Annotated in this window: 33 protein-coding genes; 27 read left to right on the forward strand and 6 right to left on the reverse strand. The window is 66.1% G+C overall.

Annotated features, from left to right (window positions below):
* Positions 1-50 precede the first annotated feature (50 nt).
* The 26 genes from V5B59_RS23480 to V5B59_RS23605 all read left to right on the forward strand — a co-directional run bounded on the left by V5B59_RS23480 (position 51) and on the right by V5B59_RS23605 (position 15,208).
* Positions 51-806 (forward strand): ATP-binding protein, encoded by a 756-nt coding sequence (locus V5B59_RS23480; RefSeq protein WP_332352084.1) that lies wholly within the window; start codon positions 51-53, stop codon positions 804-806.
* Positions 806-1,468 (forward strand): hypothetical protein, encoded by a 663-nt coding sequence (locus V5B59_RS23485; protein ID WP_332352085.1) that lies wholly within the window; start codon positions 806-808, stop codon positions 1,466-1,468. Before V5B59_RS23480 ends, V5B59_RS23485 begins: the two co-directional genes overlap by 1 nt.
* On the forward strand, positions 1,465-1,836 hold the full coding sequence (locus V5B59_RS23490; protein ID WP_332352086.1) for a LacI family transcriptional regulator: 372 nt from the start codon (positions 1,465-1,467) through the stop codon (positions 1,834-1,836). Before V5B59_RS23485 ends, V5B59_RS23490 begins: the two co-directional genes overlap by 4 nt.
* Positions 1,833-2,099, forward strand: a complete 267-nt coding sequence (locus V5B59_RS23495; protein WP_332352087.1) for a hypothetical protein — start codon at positions 1,833-1,835, stop codon at positions 2,097-2,099. The genes V5B59_RS23490 and V5B59_RS23495 overlap by 4 nt, the downstream gene beginning before the upstream one ends.
* Positions 2,096-2,587: a regulatory protein GemA gene (locus tag V5B59_RS23500; protein ID WP_332352088.1), complete on the forward strand. Its 492-nt coding sequence runs from the start codon at positions 2,096-2,098 to the stop codon at positions 2,585-2,587. Before V5B59_RS23495 ends, V5B59_RS23500 begins: the two co-directional genes overlap by 4 nt.
* Complete coding sequence (locus V5B59_RS23505; protein ID WP_332352089.1) at positions 2,584-2,940, forward strand: hypothetical protein; 357 nt, start codon at positions 2,584-2,586, stop codon at positions 2,938-2,940. The genes V5B59_RS23500 and V5B59_RS23505 overlap by 4 nt, the downstream gene beginning before the upstream one ends.
* Complete coding sequence (locus V5B59_RS23510) at positions 2,937-3,107, forward strand: hypothetical protein (protein WP_332352090.1); 171 nt, start codon at positions 2,937-2,939, stop codon at positions 3,105-3,107. Before V5B59_RS23505 ends, V5B59_RS23510 begins: the two co-directional genes overlap by 4 nt.
* Entirely contained in the window at positions 3,104-3,412 is a 309-nt protein-coding gene (locus V5B59_RS23515; protein ID WP_332352091.1) for a hypothetical protein, read from the forward strand. The genes V5B59_RS23510 and V5B59_RS23515 overlap by 4 nt, the downstream gene beginning before the upstream one ends.
* A 10-nt stretch (positions 3,413-3,422) precedes the next feature.
* A complete protein-coding gene (locus V5B59_RS23520; RefSeq protein WP_332352092.1) occupies positions 3,423-3,959 on the forward strand; it encodes a host-nuclease inhibitor Gam family protein in 537 nt (178 codons plus the stop codon).
* Between the two features lie 22 nt (positions 3,960-3,981).
* Positions 3,982-4,140, forward strand: a complete 159-nt coding sequence (locus V5B59_RS23525) for a hypothetical protein (protein ID WP_332352093.1) — start codon at positions 3,982-3,984, stop codon at positions 4,138-4,140.
* A gap of 101 nt (positions 4,141-4,241) precedes the next feature.
* Positions 4,242-4,541, forward strand: coding sequence for an HU family DNA-binding protein (locus tag V5B59_RS23530; RefSeq protein WP_332352385.1), 300 nt, complete (start codon positions 4,242-4,244; stop codon positions 4,539-4,541).
* Positions 4,541-4,807 (forward strand): hypothetical protein, encoded by a 267-nt coding sequence (locus tag V5B59_RS23535; protein WP_332352386.1) that lies wholly within the window; start codon positions 4,541-4,543, stop codon positions 4,805-4,807. The genes V5B59_RS23530 and V5B59_RS23535 overlap by 1 nt, the downstream gene beginning before the upstream one ends.
* 19 nt (positions 4,808-4,826) lie before the next feature.
* Positions 4,827-5,234 carry a Mor transcription activator family protein gene (locus V5B59_RS23540; RefSeq protein WP_332352096.1) on the forward strand — a complete coding sequence of 136 codons (408 nt, stop codon included), beginning with the start codon at positions 4,827-4,829 and terminating at the stop codon, positions 5,232-5,234.
* A 119-nt stretch (positions 5,235-5,353) separates the two neighbouring features.
* Positions 5,354-5,869: a phage tail fiber protein gene (locus V5B59_RS23545; RefSeq protein WP_332352097.1), complete on the forward strand. Its 516-nt coding sequence runs from the start codon at positions 5,354-5,356 to the stop codon at positions 5,867-5,869.
* Positions 5,870-5,883: 14 nt separating this feature from the next.
* Positions 5,884-6,420: a hypothetical protein gene (locus tag V5B59_RS23550; protein ID WP_332352098.1), complete on the forward strand. Its 537-nt coding sequence runs from the start codon at positions 5,884-5,886 to the stop codon at positions 6,418-6,420.
* Between the two features lie 4 nt (positions 6,421-6,424).
* Positions 6,425-7,054, forward strand: a complete 630-nt coding sequence (locus V5B59_RS23555; protein WP_332352099.1) for a hypothetical protein — start codon at positions 6,425-6,427, stop codon at positions 7,052-7,054.
* 1 nt (position 7,055) lies between these two features.
* Complete coding sequence (locus tag V5B59_RS23560) at positions 7,056-8,537, forward strand: hypothetical protein (protein ID WP_332352100.1); 1,482 nt, start codon at positions 7,056-7,058, stop codon at positions 8,535-8,537.
* The gene (locus V5B59_RS23565) at positions 8,534-8,845 is read left to right on the forward strand and encodes a phage fiber-tail adaptor protein (protein ID WP_332352101.1); all 312 of its coding nucleotides are present in this window, start codon (positions 8,534-8,536) and stop codon (positions 8,843-8,845) included. The genes V5B59_RS23560 and V5B59_RS23565 overlap by 4 nt, the downstream gene beginning before the upstream one ends.
* The gene (locus tag V5B59_RS23570) at positions 8,842-9,087 is read left to right on the forward strand and encodes a TraR/DksA family transcriptional regulator (RefSeq protein WP_332352102.1); all 246 of its coding nucleotides are present in this window, start codon (positions 8,842-8,844) and stop codon (positions 9,085-9,087) included. Before V5B59_RS23565 ends, V5B59_RS23570 begins: the two co-directional genes overlap by 4 nt.
* Positions 9,077-9,427 (forward strand): hypothetical protein, encoded by a 351-nt coding sequence (locus tag V5B59_RS23575; protein ID WP_332352103.1) that lies wholly within the window; start codon positions 9,077-9,079, stop codon positions 9,425-9,427. Before V5B59_RS23570 ends, V5B59_RS23575 begins: the two co-directional genes overlap by 11 nt.
* Entirely contained in the window at positions 9,424-9,672 is a 249-nt protein-coding gene (locus V5B59_RS23580; RefSeq protein WP_332352104.1) for a hypothetical protein, read from the forward strand. Before V5B59_RS23575 ends, V5B59_RS23580 begins: the two co-directional genes overlap by 4 nt.
* The gene (locus tag V5B59_RS23585; RefSeq protein ID WP_332352105.1) at positions 9,672-10,298 is read left to right on the forward strand and encodes a DUF1804 family protein; all 627 of its coding nucleotides are present in this window, start codon (positions 9,672-9,674) and stop codon (positions 10,296-10,298) included. Before V5B59_RS23580 ends, V5B59_RS23585 begins: the two co-directional genes overlap by 1 nt.
* Positions 10,282-11,604: a terminase large subunit domain-containing protein gene (locus tag V5B59_RS23590; RefSeq protein ID WP_332352106.1), complete on the forward strand. Its 1,323-nt coding sequence runs from the start codon at positions 10,282-10,284 to the stop codon at positions 11,602-11,604. Before V5B59_RS23585 ends, V5B59_RS23590 begins: the two co-directional genes overlap by 17 nt.
* Positions 11,604-13,229 carry a DUF935 domain-containing protein gene (locus V5B59_RS23595; protein ID WP_332352387.1) on the forward strand — a complete coding sequence of 542 codons (1,626 nt, stop codon included), beginning with the start codon at positions 11,604-11,606 and terminating at the stop codon, positions 13,227-13,229. The genes V5B59_RS23590 and V5B59_RS23595 overlap by 1 nt, the downstream gene beginning before the upstream one ends.
* On the forward strand, positions 13,213-14,538 hold the full coding sequence (locus V5B59_RS23600; RefSeq protein ID WP_332352388.1) for a PBECR2 nuclease fold domain-containing protein: 1,326 nt from the start codon (positions 13,213-13,215) through the stop codon (positions 14,536-14,538). Before V5B59_RS23595 ends, V5B59_RS23600 begins: the two co-directional genes overlap by 17 nt.
* Positions 14,539-14,650: 112 nt before the next feature.
* Entirely contained in the window at positions 14,651-15,208 is a 558-nt protein-coding gene (locus V5B59_RS23605; protein WP_332352389.1) for a phage virion morphogenesis protein, read from the forward strand.
* Positions 15,209-15,240: 32 nt separating this feature from the next.
* Here V5B59_RS23605 and V5B59_RS23610 read toward each other — a convergent pair whose 3' ends face one another.
* From V5B59_RS23610 to V5B59_RS23630, 5 genes are all read right to left on the reverse strand, one after another.
* Positions 15,241-15,483 (reverse strand): helix-turn-helix domain-containing protein, encoded by a 243-nt coding sequence (locus V5B59_RS23610; protein ID WP_332352390.1) that lies wholly within the window; start codon positions 15,481-15,483, stop codon positions 15,241-15,243.
* Entirely contained in the window at positions 15,476-15,832 is a 357-nt protein-coding gene (locus V5B59_RS23615; RefSeq protein WP_332352391.1) for a hypothetical protein, read from the reverse strand. The genes V5B59_RS23610 and V5B59_RS23615 overlap by 8 nt, the downstream gene beginning before the upstream one ends.
* A gap of 11 nt (positions 15,833-15,843) precedes the next feature.
* Entirely contained in the window at positions 15,844-16,086 is a 243-nt protein-coding gene (locus tag V5B59_RS23620) for a hypothetical protein (protein ID WP_332352392.1), read from the reverse strand.
* A gap of 266 nt (positions 16,087-16,352) precedes the next feature.
* Positions 16,353-16,568: a hypothetical protein gene (locus tag V5B59_RS23625; protein WP_332352393.1), complete on the reverse strand. Its 216-nt coding sequence runs from the start codon at positions 16,566-16,568 to the stop codon at positions 16,353-16,355.
* The gene (locus tag V5B59_RS23630) at positions 16,565-17,344 is read right to left on the reverse strand and encodes a BRO family protein (protein WP_332352394.1); all 780 of its coding nucleotides are present in this window, start codon (positions 17,342-17,344) and stop codon (positions 16,565-16,567) included. Before V5B59_RS23630 ends, V5B59_RS23625 begins: the two co-directional genes overlap by 4 nt.
* A 283-nt stretch (positions 17,345-17,627) precedes the next feature.
* On the opposite strand from V5B59_RS23630, the gene V5B59_RS23635 reads away from it, so the two are divergent.
* On the forward strand, positions 17,628-18,239 hold the full coding sequence (locus tag V5B59_RS23635) for a hypothetical protein (protein ID WP_332352395.1): 612 nt from the start codon (positions 17,628-17,630) through the stop codon (positions 18,237-18,239).
* A 38-nt stretch (positions 18,240-18,277) separates the two neighbouring features.
* Here V5B59_RS23635 and V5B59_RS23640 read toward each other — a convergent pair whose 3' ends face one another.
* Complete coding sequence (locus V5B59_RS23640) at positions 18,278-18,559, reverse strand: hypothetical protein (protein WP_332352396.1); 282 nt, start codon at positions 18,557-18,559, stop codon at positions 18,278-18,280.
* Positions 18,560-18,631 lie beyond the last annotated feature (72 nt).

Genomic DNA, 18,631 nt, shown 5'->3' on the forward strand with positions numbered 1-18,631 from the left:
CGCTCTGACTACAGAGAGGTGTGATTATGACGGAAAACAGGGTTCACGGGGTGGCGGGGGTCAGCAGCGTGCCGGATGGTGGGCACATCGCCCCGCTGACGAACATCGCGGTGATCGAGCAGGCGATTTATCAGCTCGCCGACCGCGGCGCGACCGACCCCGGCATGATGGTCGTCAGCGGGCCGTCGGGCTACGGCAAATCGGTGGCGGCGGCGTGGGCGAAAGCCCGGCACCGCGCGTACTACCTGCAGCTCGACGATTTTGTGAGCAAGAAGAGCCTGCTGGTGCAGCTCTGCCTGGTGCTGGGATTGTCGGTCGACGGCAAGCCGCCGAAGGGCACGATTCAGCAGCTCGCCGAGCGGGTGGCGGCGCAACTGCACCAGTCGAGGCGGCCCTTGATCATCGACGAGTTCGACTTCGCGATCGACAAGTCCCTGGTGATGGCAGTGTTCTCGATCTACGAGATGAGCCGGGCGAGCATCATTCTGATCGGCGAAGAAGCGATGCCGGCGAAGCTCAAGAAATGGGAAAAGTTCGACGGGCGCGTGCTCGATACGCTCTACGCCGAGCCGGTCAGCCTGGAAGACGCACGCCGCCTGGCGCGCGCCAAGAACGCCGGCCTGACGCTGGCCGATGACCTGCTGGCGCACCTGGTGACGATCGCCAAGGGCAGCGTGCGGCGGGTCTCCAACAACCTGCGGAAGATCTTCGAGACCGGCGCCGCCGAGGGCTGGGACCACTGTGACCTGGCGCGCTGGGGGGATCGGCCGCTGCAGCAGGCGGACGTGAAGCGGAGGGGGTCGTGATGTCGCGATTGCCTGTCGTGATGGAGCTGGCGGGTGGCAAGAGCCAGCGGCAACGGGTGTGGGAGGCGATCCGCAGCCTGTCCGCCTGCGCCCTCGGCGGCGGCGAAGAATCCCGGTGGTTCGCGGCAGACGACCTCTCGCGCCAGGCCAAGATCGAGATGCCGGTCGTTCGCGAATATTGCAAGTGCCTGGTGGCTGCCGGCTATCTGCGCAGCGCGACTTCTGCTGCCGGTCGAGGCGTTAAAACCTCCTTCGCCCTGGATAAAGATAACGGCATCGAAGCGCCTCGTGTACGCCGCGATGGCTCGCCAGTGACGCAGGGAAGCGGCACCCAGGCCATGTGGGACGCGATCACCGTACTCGATTCCTTCACGCCCGCATTTTTGGCCGAGCTGGCGATGGTCAAGCCGGCGACGGCGGCCAATTACTGCGGGTATCTCTATCGTGCCGGGTATCTCACCCTCCTGAAGCCAGGGCACGGCACCGGCCGCGGCGGCGTCGCCAGCGTCTGGAGCTGCGCGCGAGCGCATCGGAAAAAACCCCGCGCGCCGATGATTACCCGCCTCAAGGCAGTCTACGACCCGAACATTCACGAAATTGTCTGGCGGGAGGACGCGGGCACCGCGGCGGACCAGTGGGATGCGGGCGAGGTGATCGAATGAGCGTCCCGACCCCTCGCGAGTACATGGTCGAGCGCTGGTTCAGCGTGCTCGTCGCGGCGGTCGCGGCCGACCCGCGCGGCATCCAGGGCGTGGCGGATCGCCTCGGCCGCGGCTGTGGCCGGACGGCGCTCTCGCTGATCCTATCCGGCGCGTACCCGGCGTGGCCGGGCAAGGCCTCGCGCCGCGTGCTGGAGGTGTACGACGCCTACCGTTGCCCGTATCTGGGCCGCGACGTGCAGGCGAGTTTCTGCGCCGAGACCAACAGCGGCCCGGTGCCGACCTGGGACCCTGCCGCGCTCGATTTGCGCCGCTGCTGCCAGAAATGTCCACACCAACCCCCTTCTTCTCCATCCGGAGAAACGCCATGACCCACCCTCTGCTGAAACCCCTCCCTGTCCGCTCCGGCGTGGCGTCCCAGGACACCGTCGAAGCGCTGCACGATCTGGTCGAAGTGCTTTCAATCCTCCTGCTGGAGTTCACCGACGCCATCGACAAGGCCGCGGTGCGCGACGCCATGCAGCATCTCCTCGATGTGGCCCTGGTGCATGACGCGCTGGGCGGCTATGGCGTCTATCCGGCGCTCGACGCCGAGGAGGTGGCCGAGACTCCCGCCACGGAGGTGCGCACATGAGCACGACCACCCCCGAAGCCCGCAAGCCGGGCAGCACGCGCGGCCAATTGCTGGCCCGGCTGCACTGCATCAAGCACGAACGCACCTGGTCGGATGACGAATACCGCGACATCCTGCAGGGCGTCAGCGGCAAGCGCAGCGCCGCCGATCTGGATTTCGCCGGGCTCGCCCGCGCCGTCGCCGTGCTCGGCGGCAAACCGGTGCGCGTCGCCGCGGCGGACGTCGCCGGCGGCCACGCGGACGATCCGCGTTTCCGGACCGTCATCGCCCAGGCCAGCGCCGACAAGAAGCCGCTGCTGCGCAAGATCGCGGCCGTCTGCGGCGCGCTCGGCGCAAACGCCGCCTACGCCGAAGGGATCGCAAAACGTCACTCTGGTGGCGTCGATCGCCGTCTGGAGATGTGCAGCTACGAGGAGCTGTACAAGATCGCTCAGGCGCTGGTCAACACCCAGCGAGCGCGGCAGAAAGGCCGGGAGGTGCCGGCATGAACGCGCAAGTTTTCGGTTTCCCGGTCGGTGGCGGGACCTCCCCGGCGCTCTCCGAGCGGCGCGCCCTGCAGGGCGCACGTGTGCAGATGGATTTCACGACGCAGCTCGGCAAGCTCGAACGCACCCTGCGCTGGCTCGATCGGCACCAAATCGAAGTGGTGGCGTTCGCCTGCTCGACGCTCAAGGGAGCGCGCATCCACGCGCGCGGCGCCGGGCCGTTGCGGCGGATTCTCCGCGAGGAAATGTGCTCGCGCGGCCATTACGTCACTGGCGCTACACGGATCGAGCAGATGGAAGCGCGCGATCCGTCGACCGGCGTGCTGATCTGCTGGGAAGAGGAGGCGAGCGCATGAAACTGATCCTGCTCGCCTACCTGGTGCTGGCCCTATTCAGCCTCCCCCTGCGCAGCGCGCCGGTGCTGTGGTTCTGCCGCTGCAGCCGCGCCATCCGCCTGTGGCGAGTCCTGCACCATCCCTGGCGCGTGGCGTGGCAGCGGGCCTGCCGGGAGATCGCCCCATGATCACCACCGATGCCCGGACGGGCGCATCCGCCCCCGTGGATGGGCGGATTACCTGGCGATTCGAGATCGCTCTGCTGGCGCAGCATGCCGAGCGCCTGAGACAAACCAGCCCTATCACGTGGAAACGAATTCTGGAGTGCCTTCCTGTGTGCTCCGAGCGGGCGATGCGGCCCCTCGAGCTGAACCAAATCCTGCCGGACGTGGATCTGCGAACGCTCAGCAGCTACCTGTCTATGATGGTTGCCAGAGGCAAAATCCAGCGCATCGGGCGACCGAACCAATCCCGTTACTACCGTGAATCCTGAAAGGACCCCCATGCCTTCCCCCCGCAAGACCCGGATCAAAACCGGAACCGCTCACGAGGCGGTGCCGCAAAACCGCGACGAAGCCAATCACTCGGTCGCCGAGATCGGCACCGCCACGCGCGAAATCGCGCGCATCGAAGCGGAGATGAACGACCTCCTGGCCAAGATCAAGGACGAGTACGAAAATCATGCCGCTCCCTATCGCGAGCGCATCCTCACGATGACCCGTGGCGTGCAGATCTGGGCCGAGGCCAACCGGGACGAACTGACCCAGCATGGCAAGGTCAAGACGCACGACCTGCCCGCCGGTCAGGTCCTCTGGCGCACCCGCCCGCCATCGGTGCGCGTCACCGGCGCCGAAGCCGTGCTCGACCTGCTGCGGCGGATGCATCTCGATCGGTTCATCCGCCACAAACAGGAAGTCAACCGCGAAGCGATCCTCAACGAACCCGCGGCGGTCGCCCACGTCCCCGGCATCACGATCAGCCAGGCGGAAGATTTTGTGGTGGTCCCGTTCGAAGTCGAACTGGCCAACGCCATCGCTTAATCACCCCCTACCAGGAAAAATCATGACTAAGCAGGAAACCATCGCCGTTTGCCGGCAATGTTTTGGGACCGGCCCGGTGACCGCCGGCCAGAGCAGCGAAATCGCCTGGGCGCGCTGGAATGCCCGGCACGCGGCGACGCCCGATCCCGAGGACGCCGACGCCCCGGGAATCGGCGAGTGACCGACTTTGTTTGACTTTGATCTGACCGACATTCACTGAAAGAACTCGCCGGGAGGCGACCTCGCCCCTACCGATCCAACCCCCTGAAAGGAGCCACCACCATGCAACAGAAAGAACTCATCCAGACCGTCTCGAACATCACCTCCGTGAGCCGGAGCATCGTTGCCGAGATCCTCAAAACGACCGCCTGCGTAGTCGCGGAAACCCTGGCCGAGGGGGAGGAGACCGAAGTCAAGGTACCCGGATTCGGGATCTTCAGCACGCATGTCAGCGCGACCCGCGTCATGCGGCTCAATCTCCAGGAGAGCAATGAGATCCGCACGGTCGGCGGCCGCAAGCGCCCCCGGTTCCGCCCCAGCAAACCGTTTGCCGAGTGCATCGATGGCCGAGGGAAAATCTGATGGGCGCGATCCCCCGTCTCGACGATCTGAAAACCGCCGAACTCCACGACACCGCCATCGCGCGCGCCGCGCGCGCCGAAATCGCGCGGCGCGCCGCGCGTTTATCGGAGCGGCCGCCGACCGTTCGGCAGCCGCTGAACATTCGCCCGCCGAACGATGTGGCGATCGAACGCCTGGTCTTTCAGATCTGCCACTTCACGCTGGCGCCGCTGCGCCTCGTCTCGGCGTTCGTCAGCGCCGACCGGCGGCGGCGGGGCGTCGGTTGACCCTGCGCGCGCCGCGCTGATGGACAATCTGCCGCGATCGGTGCGCGAGATCCTCGCCCTGATCGGCCTTGCGCCGGCGCTGGCGCTGGTGCAGGCCTATGGCGGCTGCATCCTGCGCGTGCCGACCGGCGCGCACGCGGACGGGCAGGTGCGCGCGCGCCTGATCGGCCTGCTCGGCGGCGACGCGGCAGAGGTGTTCATCGCCCACTACGGCGGCGAGCGAATCTCGATTCCCCGCTGCGCGGCGGCGCTGCGCGACGAACGCGACGCGCGCATCATCGCCGCCTACACGGCCGGCCGGGCGGTGCCGACGCTGGCCAGGGAACACGCCCTCACCGAGCGCCAGATCCGCAACATCCTGAAGCGCGTGCCCGGTGGCGGATTCGGGAGCCGCGGCGCGGACGAGTTACAGATCCCGCTGTTTTAACGGGCGCGGTCCTCAATCCCGGCGCGCGGGCGCAGGTTCGGCAGGAAGCGCTTCCTACCTTAATAAACCTACGCGCGCGCGTATGCTGGAATTCTTAACCATCCTTCGGAGTTGCGCTCATGCCCGCTTCCCTCTTTCTTCGATTCTTTCTTTTCCTGTGGGCGCTTCTGACGTGCTTCGTCCAGCCCGCGGTCGCAGGTTCTTTTACGGACTATGCCGAGAACAAGCTGGTCGACTACCTGTTCCGCGGCCAGGCGAGCGGCATCCCGGCAAGCTGGTACATCGGTCTGGATACGGTCGCCTGCGGCGAGACCGGCAGCGGCACCGAAGTGACCGGCGGCTCGTATGCGCGCGTCGCAGTCACCTCCTCACTGGCGAACTGGGCCGGCACGCAGTCTGCCGGCAGCACGACGGCCAGCAGCGGCACCGGCGGCACGACCAGCAACAATAACGCGATCACGTTTTCGGCGCCCACGGCTAACTGGGGTTCCGTCACCAGCGTGCGCGTCTGGGATGCCAGCTCCGCCGGAAATGCCTGGCTGTGCTTCAACCTGACGACCGCCAAGACCATCAACAACGGCGACGCAGCGCCCTCTTTTTCTGCGGGCGCGCTGACCATACAGGTCGACAACTAAGGAGTCCCAAATCCATGCTCACCGAAACCCAAATCGCCACGCTACGCACCGCCGTGATGGCAGAGCCGACCCTCGATACCGCTCGGGTGACGGGCGACGATTACGCGATTGCCGCCTGGTGCAATGCCGTCGCCTCGCCGGACTACAAAGTCTGGAACACGACCACGCCGACGGCGACGATCGGCGACGCGATTACCTGGGGGAACCTGACGCCCGTGGATACGCCGGATGGCACGGCGACGTTCACCAACCGTGCCTTGGCGGCGCAGGCCAAGCAATTGAATCTGCAGATCCTGATCCAGGGCCGGGAAACGCTGTCGAGCGGCCGGTCGAATATCCGCGCCGGTCTGCAGGATGCGCTCACCGACCTGCCGACTGGGACCAGTGGCGCGCTGCGGAGTGGCGGCTGGCCGGCGGTCAAATCGATCATCCAGCGCAATGCCACGAATGCGGAAAAAATCCTGACCAGCGGCGCCGGAACAGCGACCACGCCGAGTACCCTGGTCTTCGAAGGTCAGGTCACGCCGAACGAAGCGTCGCTGTTGCGATAACGCCATGACCACCACCACCCTGACCAAAACCGCCGGGACCGTCCTGCTGGCGCATACCCAATGCGCCACGGCGACGATTACCGTCGGCAGCGCAGTGGACGTCTCCACCAAGCTGGGTCCCGCCACGGCGTATGTCAAGATGGGCCGGACCATCGCCAACGTGCTGACCAATAATGTCAAATTCCGGATGGACGGGTCCGCAAAAACGAGCGGGAACGACGAATGGGTGCCGTTGTATGAATGGCAGTCGGCCAATGGGGGCACCCTAGCCAGCAAGACCACGTTGAACGACGCCGCGTGCGACCCCGGCGATACCTCATTCACCCTGACTAGCGCCACCGGATTTACTGCGGGCGATCTGGTCTATCTGCGCGAGACGGGCACCCCGGCGAACAGCGAGTGGTGCCGTGGCAAGTCGACGTCTTCGAATACGCTGATCCTCGAGGAAGCGCTGACGCGTGGGCACACCAACGGGATCGATGTCACCGATCTGGCCGAGGTATTCGCCATCCCGTTCGATGTGTCCGGGCAAGTGCGCGTCCGGCTGGTCGTCGATACCGCCAGCGCCGCGTCCGGGCAGACGGTGGACTGCATCGCCTGGCTGGTGACGGCAGACAGCGCCAATACCGCCTAGCATGCCGCTGATTCTCTCCCGTCCTCGCATCGTCCAGCCGATAGGACCGGTTGGGGTCAATCGCCGGCATCCGCTGACGCGAGGGCTAGTGTCGCTGATCTGTCCCGGCAGCGGTCTCGAGGATTGGGCCAGCGGACGGGTCGGGGCGTCGGCCGGGCTTCGTCATGCACTGACCGCCACCGGGAAAACCTGGAGCCTGGACGGCACCGCTTCCACGGTCATCGACCTAGGCGGAATGCCGCCCGGTCTTCCCGACCTGAGCGGTACGTATACCCTGGCCGCAATCGTGATCCCGGACGGCACATCCGCGGTCGGGCCGTTCATCCGTTTGTACGACGGCGCCAGGAGCATCCAGGTCGGCTATGTCGTGAATAATGGATGGATGGGGCTGCAGTCGTCGGTCAGCAATAGTTCCCGAGCAGTTTCCGTCAGTTCCGCATGGGGCAAATTTCATACGATCATTGGCAGCCACGCCAACGGCGCCGACCTCGACACCTATGTGAATGGGAGCAGCCTCGGAAAAGCGGGCGCCATGGGGGCCTCTCTCACCACTGCCGGGTATTTCCTCAACAATCCGGATATCACGGCGACTACTGCGAAAGTGCAGATGGTGGCGATCTGGAACCGGTTTCTGACGGTCGAGGAGAAGCAGCAATTCACGCGCAATCCGTGGGCGCTGTTCGAGAGTGCTCGTCTGTGGATCGATCAGCCGACCGAAGCATCCGCCGGACTGGCGGGATCCGCCACCGGGCAGGCTACGGGCAGCGGCACGCTGACTACCGGCATCTCACTGGCTGGAGCCGCCACCGGACAGGCATCCGCCTCTGGATCGTTGACCACCGGCATCCCACTGGCCGGCGCCGCGGTCGTGCAAGCCACGGGCAGCGGCTCGCTGACCACCCAGATCCCGTTATCGGGCAGCGCCGCTTCGGTATCGGTCGCGTCCGGTGTGTTGACCACCACCATTCGGCTTTCCGGCGCCGCTCTCGCGCAGGCCGGCGCCACGGGCGCGCTGACCACGCAGATCCGACTGTCCGGCGCCGCCGTGATGCAGGCGCTGGCCAGTGCTGGGCTCACCACGTCTCCGCAGGGATTATCTGGCGGAGCGATCGCATCCGCGACTGCCACCGGTACGCTGACCACCGGAATTCCGCTCGCCGGCAACGCCACCGCACTGGTGACCGGAGCGGGCGGTCTGACGACGGCTATCCGGCTTTCCGGCGCCGCCGTGGCCGTCTGCAACGCCACCGGCAACCTGATCGTCAGCGGGGGCCTGTCCGCCGTCGCCGTCGCGCAGGTGATCGCTACCGGCACACTGTCCACGCAGATCCGATTATCGGCGGCGGCGGTCCTGTCGGCGCTGGCGAGCGCCTCGCTGATGAGTGACTCGGGAATGGGGTGGATCGCCGACCCCCGATACCGCGCATCGGGCAGCGCGCGAGGATATCGGGCGCCGGGATTTTCCAGGAGCTATCGGGCATGACTTCCCTGAGATCGGTCTGGCCGGCGAAAGACCCGGAAGAAGCCCTCGTCGCCGAGTTTTCGTACGCGAACGAGATCCAGGAAGGCGAGACTATCGTGAGCGTGAGTGTGAGCTGCAGCGTGCTCGCCGGCGCCGACAGTAATCCGGCCGCGGTGCTCAACGGCACCCCGACCCTCAGCGGCAGCTCGGTGCTGCTGCCGTTCCACGCTGGCCTGGATGGCGTGAACTACCGGCTGCGCTGCGTCGCGACGTTATCGAGCGGGCGCATCCTGGTGCGCGCGGCGAATCTCCCGGTGCGCACGGCATGACCGACTTCGCCGACCTCGCCGCCGAACGGGAAGCCGAGATCCGCGCCGATGCCCTGGCCGAGCACGCGCGCCGCTCCAGTTGGCCGGACCGGCTCTCCGCGGTGCTCTGCGGCGTCTGTGACGAACCCATCCCCGAAGCGCGCCGGCGGGCGGTGCCGGGCGTGCAGACCTGCATCGATTGTGAACGAGAACTCGAACAAACACTGAACCGCACCGCCAGGAGGCGCCCCCATGGATACTGAATCGATCAAGTTCGCGATCACCCTCGCCCAATTCGTGATGCTGATTGCGCTCGCCGCCTACACGTACCTGGGCGACCAGAACAAGGCAACGACGGCCCGCGTCTCGACGCTGGAAACCGACCTCACCGACAAATATGAAGAGCACGGCGAACGGATCAGCAAACTCGAAGTTTCCGTGGACGGACAACTGACCCATAAAGATTTGGCCGAGCTATACGACTCGATCAACAAGCTGGCCGCGACCGTGAATCAACTGGTCGGCGAGACAAAACTACAGAGCGACTGCCTGCGCATGATGATCCACAACATGGTCAATCGACGGGCCGGAGAGAGCCAATGACCCCAGAGGACAAGAAGCGCGCCAACAGCCTGCTGGTTTCCCTGCTGTTCGCCGGCGGCGCGAGCCAGGCGCGGACCTTGCGCACCGATCTGGAAAGTGTGCACGGCATGGCCGTCACCCTGGATCGCGTACGCCAGGACCTCGCCTGGCTCGCCGATGTCGGCCTGGTCCAGCGCATCAACGACACCGTTGCACTGACCGAGGAGGGCCGCGAGACCGCTGGTGGCCTGCGGCAACTTCCCTAATGGCCCACCCCCCCGAAAAGCGCATGGAGCTGCGCGCCGCGTACATCGGCGGCCTGCCGCTCGAACAGGCCGCGGAAAAGGTCGGCATCCCTCCCGGCACGGCGCGCAACTGGTATCGAGAGGCGCGCGAAACGCAGGATGATTGGGACAAGTTCCGCGCCGCTTCCCTGATCGTCGCCGGCGGCGGCATCGAGCAAGCCCTGGGCCGCATCATCGCCGCCGGTCTGATGCGCTGCGAATCCCTGCTCGAAAAGACCGCCGACGCGGACGACCCTTTCGAGGGCGTTCGCGCCATGGCGACGCTCGGCGACACCATCGCCAAGCTGCGCTCGGCGGCCAAGAGCTTCATGCCCGAGGTCAGCGCCGATGCCGCGGCGTCCGACACGCTCAAGGCGCTCGCAAGCTGGACCGCCGAGGTCGCCCCGGCACGCGGCATCCTGCTCGCGGACCTGCTCGAACCCTTCGCCGCGGCCCGCAAGCTCCCCATCGCCGCGGCGGTGGAAGAGCTACGCGCGCGCGCCAGAGCGGCCGGCGCCGCCGACACCGCGCGCAGCGGCGAGCGCGCGCAGATTTCGTCCGAGGCCCTCGCCGAGATCAGCGAGCGCATCTATGGCATCGACGCGTAAGCCCCGCGCACCGGCTGTCCCGCTCTACCCCTATCAGCAGCGCTGGCTGGCCGATACCGCACGCTTCAAGATCGGCATGTTCGCCCGCCAGACCGGCAAGAGCTTCACCACCACCCTGGAAATCGTCCTCGACTGCCTGCATGCCGAAGCCGCCGGCCGGCGCGCCAAGTGGATCATCCTCTCGCGCGGCGAACGCCAGGCGCGCGAGGCGATGAACGAGGGCGTTAAAAAACACCTCGAAGCGTTCAAGATCGCCAGCCAGAGCAACGAATTTGCCTTCTCCCCGGACGTGCGCGCGCTCGATGTCACGCTGCCCGGCGGATCGGAGATCATCGCCTTGCCGGCCAATCCGGACACTGCGCGCGGATTCTCCGCCAACGTCTTTCTCGACGAATTCGCGATTCACAAGGATTCGCGCGCGATCTGGGGCGCGCTCTTCCCGGTCATTTCCGCCGGCTACAAGATCCGCGTCACCTCGACGCCGAAAGGCAAGGGCAACAAGTTCTACGAGCTGATGACCGGCGAAGACCAGCTCTGGAGCCGGCACCGCGTCGATATCCACCAGGCCGTGGCCGATGGGCTGCCGCGCGACATCGACATGCTGCGCAGCGGCCTGAATGACCCCGACCTGTGGGCGCAGGAATACGAACTCGCCTGGCTCGACGAAGCCAGCAACTGGCTGTCCTTCGACCTGATCAACGCCGCCGAGGCGACGGGCGCCGGCGACCCCGCCCACTACCAAGGTGGCCCCTGCTTCGCCGGCGTCGACATCGCCGCGCGTAACGACCTCTTTGTCATCTGGGTGATTGAAGTGGTCGGCGACGTGCTGTGGACGCGCGACGTGATCGTCCGCCGGCGCATTTCCTTCGCCGAGCAGGACGCCCTGCTCGACGGCGTCTTCGCCCGCTACCGCGTCGTCCGCGTCGCCATGGACCAGACCGGCATGGGAGAAAAGCCCGTCGAAGACGCGCAGCGCCGGCATGGAACAACGCGCGTTGAAGGGGTGCTATTCACCGCCGCTCACAAGCAACTGCTCGCCGGCATCGGCAAACAGGCCTTCGAAGATCGCCGCATCCGCATTCCGGAAGGCGACTACGCGCTCCGGGCCGACCTGCACAGCCTCAAGAAAGCCGCCTCGGCGACCGGCGCGCCGCGCTTTCTCGTCGATGGCGAAGGCGACGGCCACGCCGACCGCGCCTGGGCGTGTTTCCTCGCCTGCCACGCCGCCGGCAGCGGCGAGGCGTTCACCTGCACCGGATTTCAATCGGCGCCGCGCAATGGCGGACGCTCCAGGAGATTGCTCTGATGGCCACGCTACTCGATCAATTCGGCCGCCCGCTCGACCGCACCGTGCTGGCCGCGCCGCAGACCGCCTCGGTGGCGCAGCTCGCGCGCCAGGCGCTGCAGCCGATGCTCGAAGGCCTCTCGCCGGCGCGCCTGGCGCAGGTGCTGCGGCGCGCCGACGACGGCTGGCTGACCGATCAACACCGGCTGTTCGCCGACATGGAAGACCGCGACGGGCATCTGCTGGCGGAAATCAACAAGCGCAAGCTCGCGCTGCTCGACCTCGACTGGCGCATCGATCCGCCGCGGCACGCCAGCGCCGCCGAGGAACAGGCCGCGGCCTGGGCGCAGGAGGTGGTGGAGGACCTGGTCGACTCGCTCGAAGACCTGATCCTGGCGGCGATGGACGGCCCAGGGCACGGCTTTGCGGCGATCGAAATCGAATGGCGACGAGACGGCGGCGAGTGGTTGCCGACTTTTCACCCACGACCGCAGGAATGGTTTCAGATGGACGCCAGCCGGCGGCGCCTGTGCCTCATCGATGGCACGCGCGAGGGGCGGGAACTGCTGCCGTTCGGCTGGGTGCTGCATACGCACGGCAAGGCCAAGACCGGCTACCTGGGGCGCATGGGCCTGTATCGCGCGCTGGTGTGGCCGTTTCTGTGCAAGCATTTCTCGATCAGCGACCTGGCAGAATTCCTCGAAACGTATGGCCTGCCGATCATCTCCGGCAAGTTCCGCAGCGGCGCCAGCCCGGAAGAACAGGCCAGCCTGCTGCAGGCGGTGATCGATCTGGGGCACGACGCGCGCGCGATCCTGCCGCAGGACATGAGCCTGGAGATTGCCAAGGTGAGCACCAGCGGCGACGCCGATTCGCACCTGGCGATGGTGCACTGGGCCGAAGGCGCGATGTCCAAGGTGATCCTTGGGCAGCGTGGCGACGAAGCCCGATCAGCCGGGATCGGCTCGGGGCAGGCGGATTTTCAGCGGGAAGTCCGGCGCGACATCCGCAACGCCGACGCCCGCCAGGTCGCGGCGACGCTCACCAGCGATGTCGTCTATCCGCTGCTGGCGCTCAACCGCGGCGTCGACAGCCTGCGCCGCTGCCCGCGTTTTCAGTTCGACACCGGCGAGCCGGAAGACCTGACGACCTACGCCCAGGCGCTGCCCGAGCTGGTCGGCGTCGGCATGCGCATCCCCGTCGCCTGGGCGCACGAGCGACTGCGCGTGCCGCTGCCGGAAGGCGATGAGGCGGTGCTCGGCGCGCCGGTACCGGCGCCCGCCGGCGAACCGGCGACCCCCCCGGCGCCAGGCAGCAAGTCGACGCCGGCGCCGGCGCCGGCGGCGCTGTCCGCCGTCGTCGCCCTCGGGGCGGGCGCGCCGAGGGCGACGGATTCGGCCGCGGCCGACCAGGCGGTGCTCGACGCCGCGCTGGCGCAGTTGCCGGGCGCGGACATCCATGCCGCCATGCAGGCCCTGCTGGCGCCGGCGATCGCCGCGCTGCAGGCCGGCGAAACGCCCGACCAGGCGGGCGACGCGCTGTTGGCGGCCTTCCCGAGCCTCGACAGCGGCGCGCTGGAGACGCTGCTCGCGCGCGCCATTTTCGTGGCCGATGTCTGGGGGCGCCTGAGTGCCGCAAGCGCCTGACCTCGCCTATGCGTGCCGGCTGCCGCCGCAGGACGCCATCGCCTACCTGGAAAGCAAGGGCTATGCGATCGGCTTTTCCTGGACGGACGTCTGGCAGGAAGCGCACGCCAAGGCCTTCACCGCCGCCGGGGTGATGAAGGTCGATGTGCTCGCCGATCTCAAGAGCGGCCTCGTCGACGCGTTACAAAACGGCACGACGCGGCAGGACTATCTCCGGAATGTAACGCCGCTGCTGCAGCGCAAGGGCTGGTGGGGCGCCGACGCGCAGGTGGACGAAATCACCGGGGAGATGGCCGGCAAGGGGCTGACGCCGCGACGCCTGGCGACGATCTTCGACACCAACCTGCAGTCGGCCTACATGGCCGGGCGCTATAAGGCCTTCCTGGCCAACGTCGCCGACCGGCCCTACTGGCAGTATGTGGCGGTGATGGACAGCCGCACGCGGCCGGCGCACGCCGCCCTGAACGGGCGCACGTTCCGCTACGATGATCCGTTCTGGCAGAGCGGTTTCCCGCCGAATGGGTTTCGCTGCCGCTGCGGCGTGCGCGCCCTCGATCGCGAAGACCTGCAAGCGCGCGGCATCGATCTGTCGAGCAGCGAAGGCCGGCTGTCGGAGATCGAAGTCCCGACCAGCCGCCAGCCGGACGGGCCGACGGCGACGGTGACGCGCTTCGAGTACGCGCCAGGCAAGTTTTTCGCGCCCGACGCCGGGTGGAACTACAACCCTGGCGCCGCGGCGCTCAAGCCCTTTGCGCCGCCGCCGCTGGACGACTTGCCGCGCACCTTCCGCCCCGGCGTTTCCCTGCCCGATCTGCCGGCGCCGACGCGAGTCGCCGCCGATCGCCTGCTGGCGCCCGGCTTGCCGCCAGCGGACTACGCGCAGGCCTTCCTGGCCGAGTTCGGCGCCGAGGTGGACCAGGGCGTGGTGTTCACGGACGTGACTGGCGCGCCACTGGCGATCGACGCGGCGCTGTTTCAGGACGGGGCGGGGAACTGGAAGGCGGACAAGAACGGCCGCGGCCCATTCATGCGCTTGCTCGCCGAGACCGTCCAGACGCCCGACGAGATCTGGCTGCGCTGGGAGGAGTCGCGCGACAGGCCGGGCCAGTGGCTGCTCAAGCGGCGTTATGTCCGTGGCTTCGAGGTGGCTGGCGACGATGGCCCGCAATATGGGCTGTCGGTGTTCGAGTACGGCAAGGATGGCTGGACAGGATCAACGACCATGATTGCTCAGCCTGAGCGAAGCGCTGAAGCCCGGCGCCGGTACATCGAGCGCCAGCGGGACGGCTTTCTGCTCTACCAGAAATGAGAAACCCCCTGTCGCCGACTCGATCAGGGGGCACTGTGCGGTTCCTTTGGGCGCGTCAGTCGGAAGCTTTCATGACCGCAATCAGTTCACCCCAGTATAGCCCAACCAGAACATGATCACCATCCAGATCGAAGGCCCCGACATCGCTGCAGCGCTCCGGCGCCTGAGCAGCGGCATGGTGCAGCCGGGGCCGGTCATGCCGGTGGTGGCGGGCATCCTGCACGATGCGGTGATGGAGAACTTCGCGCAGTCCGGCCGGCCGCGCTGGCAAGCCCTGAAACCGGCGACGCTGGCCTACAAGCGCAAGCACGGCTACGGCGAGCAGATCCTGATCCGGCGCGGCGGCGGCCAGAGTCTGCTGTCGAGCATCACGCAGCAGGCGGACGATCACTCGGCGAGCGTCGGCACCAACCTGGTGTATGCCGCCATCCACCAGTTCGGCGGCCCGATCCATATGCCGGCGCGCAGTCAGCAGGCGTATTACCGGCAGGGCCGGGATGGCTCGGTCGGCAATCGTTTTGAGCGCCGGAGCCGATCCAACTTTGCGCAGTGGCACGAGCGCGGCGCGCACACCATCGAGATGCCGGCCCGCCCGTTTCTCAAACTCACCGACGCCGACGAGGCGAAGATCGTCCGGAAGCTGCTGGAGTACCTCGCCGGGCGGCTGTAGGTTGCTCTGCGCATAGGCAGCCCGGATGCGGACTAGCGGGGTAGCGTCTCCGTGACATCACTGGCCGGGGCAGACTTGATGCAGAACAGCTCCCAGAAAGCAGGGTGCATGCGCCGATCACCCGCTTCCCACTGCTGCCAGACCCGGCAGGTGGTATGCACCAGGGCGCCGGCGGCGGTTTGTGACAATCCGACGGCCTCTCGCCTCACGCGGATTTCTGCGGGGAGGGGATTGGACGAGGGGCCTTTCGGCCCCCGGTTGGGGTGGTTAGGCATCAGGCGCACTCCAAAAAAGCTTTGGCCGATGTTTTTCCGGCATGCAGGAGTCTATCGCGGCGGAAGCCATAGCGCGAAGCTCGGCGGAGTATTGCCGTTGCCGCTCCAGCCAAGGCCAGATAGAGGCAGCCTGATCGAGCCTTCCGGTCACTCTCAGAAAGGCCAGGCCGTTTTGTGGGTGCGGAACGCGAATCCACTTTTCGACATCGTCCCAAATATCCAGCGGCGCCGGCAGGGCGTGGCCGGTGCGCTGCCACTCGGTGACTGCGGCGGTGAGGTGAGCGGGCTTGGTGGCCTCGAAAGGCAGGGCGTCGAGCCCCGCCATGTCTGCACGAAGACGTAGGAACATGGCGGCACCGATTAGAAGACGCCTGCCGACTTGCCGGCGCGGTAGAAATCGCCGTTCGACTTGCAGACCGCGATAAAGGCGATCATTTCTCCGAAGGTAGCCTTGATCGTCTCGTGTCCGGCGTGCGTGCCGCGCTCTATAGTCGCTCCTCCGGCCTCGCACTCAGCCAAAAAATCGACGGTTTCGTTGTCAGTCATGTGCTCGCCGAATTTTCCGAGGGAACCGATTTTACCTTGTGTGACATAGGCGCTCATTTCTTGCTCCAGCCCCTGATCCCGAGGCGCGGTGCCAACTACCTGTTGACGGTTCTCATTATACGTTCATTGCGCGTATAGTCAACCCCTTTCATCAGCAAACAACAAAAAAAACCCCGGCGCCAGGCCGGGGCTCAGAATCGCGCTACAAGGCCTTGAACGGGCCGAGGGTTACTGGGGTACGGAGAAAAAAAGTTGACCCCATTTAACGCGGGTTTTAACGCGGCTCCTGGGGATTTTTGGGGCGCCCATTCCGCCCGCAGGCTTTAGACCGCCCCCAGTCGGGCCAGCCGCCGGTCGATGCGCCGCAACAGCTTGAGGATCTCCTCCTCGCGGCACAGCGCCGGCGGTGGGGCGCTCGGGGCCGGATCGGCGGCTTCGCTGTCGAGGATGGCCAGGAGGCGCTCCGTAAACAACGCATAGGGGTCGGCCTTCTGGCGACCCTGGTGCATGACCGGGAAGGGAATCACGCAGGCCATCATGCCCCCCCTTTCGTCAGCGTCTCGGCCAGCTTCGCCTGTTCGCGCTCGATCCAGCCTTCGAGGAGTTCGCCGGTGCTCGGCCGAGCCTCCTCCTCGTGCTCGGGGATCGCAATCGGGTACTTGTCGCGCACGACCATCGACGCGCTGGTGCGCGAGATGCGCAGCAGGCGCGCGATGTCGGCCATCGACATTCCTTCGGCGGCCAGCGTCTTGGCTTCGCGCACGACCTCGGCGGTGATCTTCCGTTTGCCCTGCTGGTTGGTTTCGAGCAGGCCGATGTATTTCGCGGTGACGTTGAGCTGCCGGCTCATCGTCTGCATGCCTTCGGCCATCGTCCCGACCTGCTGCGCCATCGTCTCGACGCTGGAGGCCATCCGTTCGAGGCTGGCGTCCAGGCGGGACGAGGGCGCCGGCACGGGCGCGGGGGCGACGGGGGCCGCGAGCTTCTTGCTCAAGACCTTCGACGCCCAGGTGCGGAATTCCTTGGCGCGCGCCGTGCGGGCGAAGAAACCGAGCTTCGAGCAACCGGTGGCGGAGAAGATGCGGCAGTCCTGAACACCGGAAGGTGTCATCAGTTTGAGCTGCGAGGTGTCATCATCCGTGAACTCGTCCGCATGCTTGTTGTACGCGTTGACGATGCACTGCCGGGCCTTGTCTTCGCTATAGCCCAGGCAGCGCCCGGCCTGTTCGGCAGTCAGCCATTGCTGGCCGTCGTGGTCGATGATCGAAACGGGATTGCCGAAGAACTCGGCGGTGATGAGGTGTTGCTCAGCCATGTTGGCCTCCAAAGGTTCAGTTTGAACCGCCGGGTAGTAGTCGGCGGGCGGTCGGGACTTAACTAGGCCCTTTGGAAGCCTGGCGCGCATTCCCCTGACGGGTCTTGTATTCGGCGCTCTCGTCCCGACCAGAAAAAGCAAACGCCCGCGAGAAGCGGGCGGCGATGGCAGCCAGTCGGAGCCGCTACCGCCAAAGGTTTAGTGCGAATCATCCTACGCCGATCATCGCAAAAGGACAAGTGCGGCGTTAAAATATAGCCTGTTTTTTCGGGGGGAAATTCGCATGAGCGCCAAGCCGCCACCACGTTTCAATCTGTTACCGATTCTGCTGGGCATCGTGGTGTTTCTTGTTGGCGCGGTGTGGTGGAAGGCCAATCAGAAACACGAGAGTGTCGAAGACCGTGAGCGCGCGGCCGCGGAGGCAAGACGGACGCGTGAGCAAGAAGTGACGACTAAAGCGGCACAACAGCAGCTCGACGAACAGCGGCGCGCGTTTGATGCCAAGCTGGAAAAGGAAAAGTCACGTACCGCGTACGACAAATCTGTAGACGCTCTAATCCAGCAACAGGACAAATGGGTGGATGCCATGAAGTTGGCAGGGAATTCCCCGCGGGCTTCCTTGGCAGGACCGATTGCCCGGTTGCAGGAAGTGCGTCGGGAAACGGCACAACTCGTTTTACCGGAATGCCTGAGTGGAGCCCGTCTGTACTTGGTCACTGGAATGGACCAGACCATCGATGGCTTCCTCTCGTTCCTGCGCAACGATCCAGCAAGGAAATACGATTACTACGATCTCTTTGCAGCAGGAGAAAAAGGGGTGTTGGCCTACCAAGACGCCATGAAACGATGCGGGATGGGCTCAGCTCCCGCAGGTCAACCCGCTGAACGCGAATGAGAAATCGCAAGGAACTGTAGGAACTGTACGCCAGCCGATCACTGATCACTGATCCGTATCGCGGGCATCGCCACCGGGTGGGCGCACAGTTGCTGCCAGCCGCCCAGCCGTTCGGCGCTCGTGCCGTAGAGGCGCAACCAGGTTCCGATGGGCAGGTCTCGGCAAATCGTTCGCTCCGCGCTGGCGACGGCGATCTGGGCGGCGTTTTCTTCGGTCTGGCTGACGGCGGCAGGCACCAGCGCACAGCCAGCAGTGGACAAGAGGGCGGCGCCCACGAGGAGGAGGAGAGGCTTTTTCCGGCAGGCGGAGAGGGCGGGCATGACGTTTCCTTTGGCAAGAGGCGGGTCGCCGAATGGTCGCACCCGCGCGAGCGCGCGCCGGACATGAAACGC

The organism is Candidatus Accumulibacter contiguus, from assembly GCF_036625285.1.
Taxonomy (GTDB): Bacteria; Pseudomonadota; Gammaproteobacteria; order Burkholderiales; family Rhodocyclaceae; genus Accumulibacter; species Accumulibacter contiguus.